Origin of the sequence: Collinsella aerofaciens ATCC 25986 (assembly GCF_964237925.1) — a bacterium.
Taxonomy (GTDB): domain Bacteria; phylum Actinomycetota; class Coriobacteriia; order Coriobacteriales; family Coriobacteriaceae; genus Collinsella; species Collinsella aerofaciens_BJ.
Map to the genome: position 1 here is coordinate 1 of NZ_CAXSKI010000039.1, position 977 is coordinate 977.

Consider the following 977-nt stretch of genomic DNA (forward strand, 5'->3'; position numbering starts at 1 on the left):
GCCTCACCGCCCGGTCCTCGGCGGCGACGACCGCCGCGTCCGGCCTTGTCGAGGAGGTTGTCGAGCGGACGAGGGCCTCGATCTTACCGCGCGCCGCCCCGCGCGTGAGCGCCGCCGCCCTGCGGGGCCCGGCGTCGGCTACCGACCAGGCCCCGCCGAGGGATGCCATGAGCCTCAGCTGGGGCCCGTCGGACAGGTCGACCAGCGCCTCGAAGGCGGGGCACGATTCCAGCAGGATGCTGCGCAGCCGGTTCTTATTCCTAGTGTTCTCGCAGGTCAGGAAGTTCCTCTGGGCGGCCAGCGCCCTCGCCGCCGCAATCGTCGGACCTGGGTCTCCGACCGGCAGGAGCGCGTCGGGGATGCCAAGCGCCGTCTTCGCGATGACCATCGCGTCTCGCTCGTCGGTCTTGGCGTCGCCGGCGAAGAGCCTGGCGGCCCCGTGCGCCGCGAGTCCCGGCAGGTACGCCGCCGACATCCCGGCCGCCCTGGCGCGGGCGAGCGCGAGGGCGCCTATGTTGCGCGACTGGTCGACGACCACGAGCGCATCGGGGAAGCGGCCGAACAGCGAGTCCAGATCGCCCTCCCTGTTCGCGACGGGGGCGCTCAGCAGTATCTCGCCGTCCCGGGTCGCGACGCATGCCCAGTGGGACGATTTCCCGACATCGAGCCCGATGACGGCTTCCGGCATTCTAGGTGGTGCCACGGTGGTATCCTCCAATCGGTAGGCCGATCGGAACCCCTCCCCGCGACACCCACATTACCTGGCCGTGGCGCTTGCGCCCGGCAGTTTCCTATCAGTCGTCCGGAGCGGCGAGCGCCCCCGGTGGCAACACCCCCCGGGCCCTCTACGGGGCAGGGGCAGACGGCCATCCGGAGGTGCCCGATCGGCGGCCCCTCGGGGCTTGCCCGTATCGTAGGCAATGCGCCGAATGCTCGCCATCGAAATTTATCGATGGCCTATTTCAGACTGTAATGGG

At 70.3% G+C, this 977-nt stretch carries 1 protein-coding gene; it reads right to left on the bottom strand.

Annotated features, from left to right (window positions below):
* The coding region (locus ACESWY_RS10245; protein ID WP_373094361.1) for an IS110 family transposase at positions 1-703 on the bottom strand (703 nt) is incomplete at its 3' end.
* Positions 704-977 lie beyond the last annotated feature (274 nt).